The 7,362-nt window shown below is 48.3% G+C and carries 6 protein-coding genes; all 6 read right to left on the bottom strand.

Going from position 1 to position 7,362, the window contains the following annotated elements:
- On the bottom strand, positions 1–234 hold a 234-nt coding region (locus Q7V48_05680), incomplete at its 3' end, for a hypothetical protein (protein ID MDO9210226.1).
- 171 nt (positions 235–405) lie between these two features.
- Positions 406–2,010, bottom strand: coding sequence for a VCBS repeat-containing protein (locus tag Q7V48_05675; protein MDO9210225.1), 1,605 nt, complete (start codon positions 2,008–2,010; stop codon positions 406–408).
- Positions 2,011–2,575: 565 nt separating this feature from the next.
- The gene (locus tag Q7V48_05670) at positions 2,576–3,052 is read right to left on the bottom strand and encodes a universal stress protein (GenBank protein ID MDO9210224.1); all 477 of its coding nucleotides are present in this window, start codon (positions 3,050–3,052) and stop codon (positions 2,576–2,578) included.
- 368 nt (positions 3,053–3,420) lie between these two features.
- Entirely contained in the window at positions 3,421–4,035 is a 615-nt protein-coding gene (locus Q7V48_05665) for an indolepyruvate oxidoreductase subunit beta (GenBank protein ID MDO9210223.1), read from the bottom strand.
- Positions 4,036–5,952 (bottom strand): thiamine pyrophosphate-dependent enzyme, encoded by a 1,917-nt coding sequence (locus Q7V48_05660; protein MDO9210222.1) that lies wholly within the window; start codon positions 5,950–5,952, stop codon positions 4,036–4,038. It lies immediately after the preceding gene.
- 42 nt (positions 5,953–5,994) lie between these two features.
- The gene (locus Q7V48_05655; GenBank protein MDO9210221.1) at positions 5,995–7,134 is read right to left on the bottom strand and encodes a Coenzyme F420 hydrogenase/dehydrogenase, beta subunit C-terminal domain; all 1,140 of its coding nucleotides are present in this window, start codon (positions 7,132–7,134) and stop codon (positions 5,995–5,997) included.
- Positions 7,135–7,362 lie beyond the last annotated feature (228 nt).

Raw genomic sequence — 7,362 nt, 5'->3', positions numbered from 1 at the left:
CACATATTTGGGATCGCCCCAATTCAAGTAGAAATTGATTCGGGAGGAGATCCCCTTTGTCGTAATATCATCGTCGGCGACATTCATCTTGAAGTCCTGTTTGTTTACCGCAACGGACCAGATCTGGAACAAGGATGTGGCCTGAAATTGTTTGGCCCAATCCTGCGCCAGGGCTGGCGAAGTCAGGGCCATGACCAAAATCATCGCCCCAATCCACACTAAGTATTTCTTCATTCTCTTCCTCCTTTCGATTGATACGTATTGCTCTATTTTTTTCATCCCAGCCAAAAATTTGCTTTGGCCTCCCTCCTCACCCCCTTCCCTTGGGAATTTCTACTAAAAAGACGTTTGAATTCCTTCATCCCAAAATACTTATCTTGAAAAAGTTTGTCAATAGAAAAATTTCTATTGACCTTCGGGCATCCGGCTGACCATCAAAGCGCTGTTATTCCCCCCCGAAAAAAATGTCTCTGCGGGGAGGTTGACGGCCACGATCAGCTCTTTTCCCTTCTCTTTGTCCACATCCTGGATCTGAAAATCCGCCAGGTAACCCTGGATTTCCTGAGATTTCCAACTGGACATGAACATGGCCCCGGTCCAGGTTAAAATTTGTATTTCCCCTTTGCTGTAAGATTTCGTGCGCGTAAAAAATTGTCCGGTGCTTGATATGTTCCGAATGACCAGAATATCGCTTCCTCTGGGAATCACCCTCACATTTATATACGCCAACTCATCCGCATCTTCAAACTTATAACCTGGCCCAACAACCAAAGGCTTGGCTTGAAAGACATTGTTGGAACCATAATCATCCCGGCTGCTCCAGGTCACTTTTCCATTGGCGCCCATGAGTTTCAGGCGATAGTCAGAATCGATGAAAAAGTAATCTGTCTTGCCGTCATGGGTAAAAGGGGTGAATCCGTAAATGCTGAAAACTTTGGGGAGGTCGGCTCGCCGAATCTCTTTATATTTTTTCCCGTCCCACCCCATTTCATAAATCGCCCTCTCAAACCCTATTTTATACCCCTTTTGTTGCCCCAATAAAACCGTTCCCTTTTCTCCCCACTCCACTACCCTCAGGAACCAGTCTAAGCCGGAGGCAACGGCCCGGAAAGCTCCGTCCTTAAAGGCCACCACGAAGGAAGAAAGCTTTTCCTCCTGTATATTGGTGACGAATATTTCGGCTTGGCCATCTTGGTCTACATCAGCCACATCGACGGCCAAATACTGGTCAAGCTTCCCGCCTTCTCTCTTCCAGAGGAGCTTAAATTCTTTCTCCCAGCGGTAGATATACAGGTTTTTTTCGCCAATGAGGACGACCTCGTTCCGTCCATCGCCATCTACATCGCCGACGGCCATTCCCCTAATCTGGAAAGGAAACGGTTGGCTCTGCCAGAATTCACCGCCAGAAACGCCTCTTCCCATCTTGATCGACCCGGAGACCGCCGGTATAGTCGGAAAGCCCCCTATTTCCTTCGCAGCCTCCGCTGGTCTTTCCGCCACCTGGGGTTTCAAGGAATAGCCGAGAATTTTTTCGTCAATCTTCCGGGCCAAGTCATCCACCCGAGCAATGATTTCTTCCATCTTTTTCGCCTGGACAAAAACTGAAGATCCGGGATCTTCTTTCTTAACCTCGACCACCTTCAGGTCAAGGCTGGCGCTATCTCCTAATTTCGTCAGGCTGCCAAAGACTACAAAATCAGCTTCCAGCATATGGCCGAGCTTTCTGGCGTTCTCCAAATTCATTTCCCCAGAAACCTGATCGTAAGCTTTTTTGACTGGACCTTTTTCCAAGACGGCCACCCGACCTTCGAGCTCGACCCGGGAAGAAATCATATCAACAAGCCCCTCTTGCATGAACTCGAGGTTTTCCGGGCTGTGAATTTTCACTGGCAGGATGGCTACCTTATGGGGAAGCTTTGCTTTGGGAGAAGTTTGCCGTTCGGCAGGAGATTGGGCGAAGGCGAAGGAAACTAAAAAAATCATTCCCAAAATAAATATTAATAATTTCAAAGAGCTCCGTCTTCCCCGGTCATGCCGGGATGAAAAAAAGGACTGCTCTGTTTTTAAGCCAATAAATTTCTTAAAAAGCAAAATAAACTCACTTCTTGGTAAAATTGAGCAAATTTAATGCCACTTTTTATTTTTTCTTCAGACCCTGAAGACCTTCAATCCCTTTTACAACCCTGCCAGCATTTCAAGAAATTATAATTATTACAAGCAATTGATATCCTGGAGGAAGTAGGAAATTAAAACTTCGAACAGGGCAAGTTACCTGTCCCGCTTAGTCCTTTCCTGACTGCTGATAAATAAACCTGAAAATATAAAATCACTAAAAGTCTATTCTTTTTGTATCAAAAAGACCACAACGGTCTTAAAATGGGTTGGTATTTATGCAACAAAAATAAAAATAGGCCATAGGCAAGAGGCAATAGGCAATAGAAGAAAAAAACTAAAGATGAAAAATATAAATAATGTCTTTGATTTTATCGATAACGTTTTGCCTCTACCCTAACGGCGGTATTTTTACCTATAGCCTATAGCCTATTGCCCATAGCCTGTTTTTATTGCCTCTTGCCTATTTTTTATGGTTTTTGACTTCCTTTCCGGGAAGCCGGACGCTTAGAACCGGGCAAGAAGCTTTCCGTACTACCTTTTCTGCAGTGCTTCCAAAGAGAACATAATCAAGCCCTGTACGGCCGTGCGTTCCAACAACGATCAATTCCACTTCTTTTTCTTTGGCTGTCCGAATGATCTCGACAAAAGGGGTCCCGTTAATGATCATGCTTTCATAATTTTTAAATCCTTTCAGTTCGACTTCACAAAGGTTCTTCATCTCCTTTTCGCTAACGTCGGAGATATTACGGTTGAACTTATCCATGGCATCGAAAGAGATTTCGGCATACATTCCCAGCGGGTAACTGGGTTGCTGGATGATGTGCAAAATATAAAGTTTGGCGTCATATTTTTGGGCAAAAGAGAGGGCATAGGTCAGGGCCCACTTTGAATTTTCCGAAAAGTCTGTGGCATAAAGAATTTTTTTGATCTCAGCCATGGTCTGAACCCCCTTTCAAAAAAATAACCTTCCCGCAACTTCCTCCACCAACCGACTTTACCCCGTTAGAAATAATGCTCCGCTGCTCTGCAGCGGGGTTAGGTTTTAGAATAATTCCGGCGGGGTTTAATGCCCCGCTGGAATTTCTAACGGGGTTTACTCCCATGAAGAAGAGAATGGGGAATTTGCCTCAGCGCTTTCTCTCGCGCCGCGCCCCTGCATAACAAATTTTTCTGAATGTCCATATGTTAACCTCTATTTAGAATTTGTCAAGGTAGAAATTTGCTCATATCTATTTGAAAAATCCATCATGATGAAAAAAGATTGATATATTCCCTATTTGTCCTCCTCTTACAAGATGCAATTTTTTATATGTGGAATTCCATCTTCTTCCCTTGCTCCAAGGCCTGGAGGTTTGTTTCCAACCTTTTGCCGTTGAAATTTTTGGAGAGGGTTTGGCGAAACTCTTCCATGCTGAGAGGGAGAAGGTTCACTTGCAGGAGGGCTCCGATCATGATCATATTCCCCAGAATAGGCGAACCCATTTCCATAGCCTGGTCAGTGGCAGAGACATAATAGACTTTCCGAGAAAGAGTCTCGAGGGATTTTTCAATCTCGGCGAATTCCGGATACGCTTCCTTACCCGAAATTACATCCACCGGATAGATGGGGCGGGTATTAACGATGACCACTGTTTCAGGGTTCCCGTAATGAGTAAGGACCCGCAGGGCTTCCACGGGCTCCAACGCCACTATTATGTCGGCTTTCCCCTTGGGAATCAAAGGGCTCTGCTGCTTTTTCGAGGAAATGCGGATGTGACTCATAACCGAACCTCCCCGTTGGGAGGCGCCGTAGGTTTCACCGATGGTTGTAAAATATCCTTTGTGGACGAAGGCCTGGCCAATCAGCTGCGAAGAAAGAACATTCCCCTGCCCCCCCACGCCGGTAATGATGAGATTGTAGAAGTTTTTTTCCGGGTTCACTTACCTGATCTCCTCTTTTATGATCGCCTTTTCAGGACAAATATCCGCGCAAACGCCACAACCAACGCAGATGACCTCATCGATCCTGGCTTGGGCCAATTTTTTATCCCACATCAGGCCCGGGCATTTAAAAACCCGGGTACATAATCGATCGCAACCGCAATCATCGCCGATACAAATTTCCGGATTGACTCTAACCTGGTAGGGAAGTTTTTCTTCCTTCCCCTTCAGCATCTGACATTGGCGGCGCATGATGACCACTTTAGCGCCTACCGGGTCTTCGAGGGCTTGCAACATTTTTTGTTTGGTTCCTTCCAGATCGAAAGGGTCCGTAACCGACACCTTGGCCCCAAAGGAACGGCAGACCGCTTCGATGTCTACGGGGGCAACCTCTTCCCCCATGGCATTCCTTCCCACTCCCGGGTGGGGCTGGAATCCGGTCATGGCCGTTGTGCTGTTATCGAGAATGACCATCACCAGGTTCGACTTGTTGTAACAGGCATTGACCAGAGGGGGCATGGCCGCATGGAAAAAAGTTGAATCTCCGCACATGGCCACCACGGGCTGGTCGAAACCAAAGCTGGCCAGCTTCCCAAAACCACTGGCCAGACCTGTTCCCGTCCCCATCGCCCCCCCCGTCTTTAAAAGATAATAACCCGCCGGCCCCCGTCCCAGGGCATAACATCCGATGTCGTAAGTGGCGAAACCCTGCCGGTTGTCCAGCTGAAGGGCGTTCTTGATGGACCAGTAGGAAGCCCGGTGGGGGCAGCCCGGACAAAATCCCAGAGCCCGGCTGGGAAGCATCTTCTCGGCCACCTCGGCAGCCTGAGCTTCGTACCGCGGGCTGCGGGCTTGATACCGCACCTGAAAAATCTTCCCCAAGGCATCGATGACCCGATCGGCATTCATCTCCCCAAAAAAAGGAATATGTTGGGACCTTTTGCCGAAGAAGGTCTTAGGGCCGATTTGACCGGAGAAATCAGCTGCCAGCTCTTTGACGTTACCTTCCAAAAAGGAATCCACTTCTTCGACAAATAAAACTTTTGGGGTTTTTTCAAGCTTTTCGATGATCATTGTCGTTGGCAGAGGCCAGGTGGTCCCGATCTTGAGAACCCCTACGGCGTCCTCCAACCCGAGCAACTCCAATGCTTCCTGGCTATACAACCAGCCACTCCCACAGGTGATGATGAGAGCCTTGGGTCGCTCCGGGCCTATATATTGGTTGAAGGGAGAGGCTGCAAAAATTTCCTCGAGACGAATCAGGTTACGGTGGAGCTGGTCGTGTTTTTGGTAAACCGGATGGGTATTTCTCTGCCTCGTTTTATCAAACCAGGCCTTGCGTCCGTCAGGGGAAGGCAGCGGCCCCAAAGTTACGTTTCCCCGGGCATGAGAAGTACGGGTGACACCTCTCATCAGGCAAACAATACCCATTTCTTCCGAAAGGGCAAAGGCCCATTTGGTCATCTCTTTCGCTTCCTGAGAGGTGGAGGGTTCAAGAAGAGGAAGATCGGCTAATTTGGCAAAAGGTCTGGAATCCTGTTCGGTGCTGCTCGAATGGGCCGAAGGATCGTCACAGGTCACCAGAAGAAGGCCTGCTTCAATGCCGATAAGGTTCAGGCTCAGCAAATAATCGGAAGCGACGTTCAATCCGTTCTGCTTCATAGCACAAAGCGCCCGCAATCCAGAAAAGCTTGCGGCGGAAGCAACCTCCAAGGCGACCTTTTCGTTAATCGACCATTCCACGTAAAGTCCCATAGGCTTGGCTACGGAGGCCAGATTCTCGATAATGTCGGTGGAAGGTGTTCCGGGATAAGCAGTGCACACCTTGACCCCGGCTTCTAAAGCCCCTCTGGCAATGGCTTCGTTGCCCATGAGTAAAAGTTCTTTTCCGGGTGCGTCCAGAGCGATGATGGACATGATCAAAATTCCTTCCCCTATTCCATTTTTCCAGTATTCCGGTTACCCCATAAGCGTTCGTAATACGGGGTCCTGACCATCCAAATATAAGAGATCCTTCGAGCTGCCGCTCCGCTGAACCAGATTCTGGATGGCTGCCCTTTTTTTATTCACGGAAGCTTTTTGCAGTTTTTCCCAATTCCCTTCCGGTAGGTCGCGAAATTCCAGAAGGCCGCGAGAGCGGGCAAGAGCGATAAGCTCCTGGCCCATCTGAGTTCGGACAATCACCTGATTCCAACCCCGGGCCACCTCCCAGCCTTCTGGTAAGCGTGCCGAACCGACCGATACATCGCTGAATTCGGCTGTCAGGTCGTAACAGTATTGGCAGGCCTTTCTGACGCTTGGCAAAACCTCATCCAGGGAAATCTCGATGATTCCGTTTTGGGTATGGACTTCCATGGAATGATGCTTGCTGGGAGGAATGTCCAAGCCGACAATTGAATTTTTCCCCATCTTTCCCTGCAACAAACTTTTCAGTTCACGCCAGGAAAGAGCCCAGCCACAGAACAGGCCTATAACAAGATGCAATTTATCGATGTTGCTGTCTTTTGAGGGCAAAGGTTTAAGGCGCATCTTGGCCAAGGCCAGTGCTTGGCAGGGAGTGGCAACCACTCCGATCTTCTCCAATCCACTTTTGGCCGCCTGGTTGAACGTCGCCACGTTGGGAGAAACCACAAATTTGCTCCTGGCCCGCCTGACCAAATCCGAGGGTGTTTTGGCTACAACTCCTGCGGGTAAAAAGGTTCCCCCCTCTTCGGCGACGACAGCCGCATCGATCAAACCTTCCTGGAGAGCCAAAGCAAGAAGGGTGGTAACCGTCCCGCCGTGCTGAGCCGATCGCCGCACCTGGGGATCGGCTGCGCGGGTCATATAGAGTCCCTTGAAGGGTCCCAGCTCTGGAGTGAATTCATCAATGTTGAACAAGTTTTGCCGCAGGGCCTGTAAATCTGTATAAGTTCGGGGGCAAAAGGCATAGCATCGACCCTCTTCCCGATCGCAAGTGTCTATGAGAATCGGGTTGTCCTGATAAGAAGTATGATAAGGGCAAAGGTTTGTGCAAGCTCCGCAGTTCGTGCAAAGACCCGCATCCAGGACTTTCTCCCGCAATCCTTTTTGCCCTTTGTGCTGACTTTTGATTTCCATCCGCATTCCCTCTGGGCCGCTTTTCATTTCCTGAAACAGCCATGGCCTTTTTCAGTATTTATGCTTGATTCATACTTTATAGAATCATGAAAGTCAAGGAAAAGAATCACCCTCCCGCCCGGTTAATGAGTGAGGATTTATGTTTCCAAAAAAAATGAGGAGTGGCACCCATTAAGTATTGACGCGAAAAAATTTTTAGAGCAGATTAGGATTTAACTTTCCCTTTTG

Source organism: Deltaproteobacteria bacterium, from assembly GCA_030654105.1.
Lineage (GTDB): Bacteria > Desulfobacterota > SM23-61 > SM23-61 > SM23-61 > JAHJQK01.
This window is presented reverse-complemented; position numbering and strand designations above follow the sequence as displayed.

Coding starts and splice junctions, on each gene's coding strand:
- Q7V48_05670 (MDO9210224.1), bottom strand. CDS start 3,052: ATGGCTGAGATCAAAAAAATTCTTTATGCCACAGACTTTTCGGAAAAT.
- Q7V48_05660 (MDO9210222.1), bottom strand. CDS start 5,952: ATGTCCATCATCGCTCTGGACGCACCCGGAAAAGAACTTTTACTCATG.
- Q7V48_05655 (MDO9210221.1), bottom strand. CDS start 7,134: ATGGAAATCAAAAGTCAGCACAAAGGGCAAAAAGGATTGCGGGAGAAA.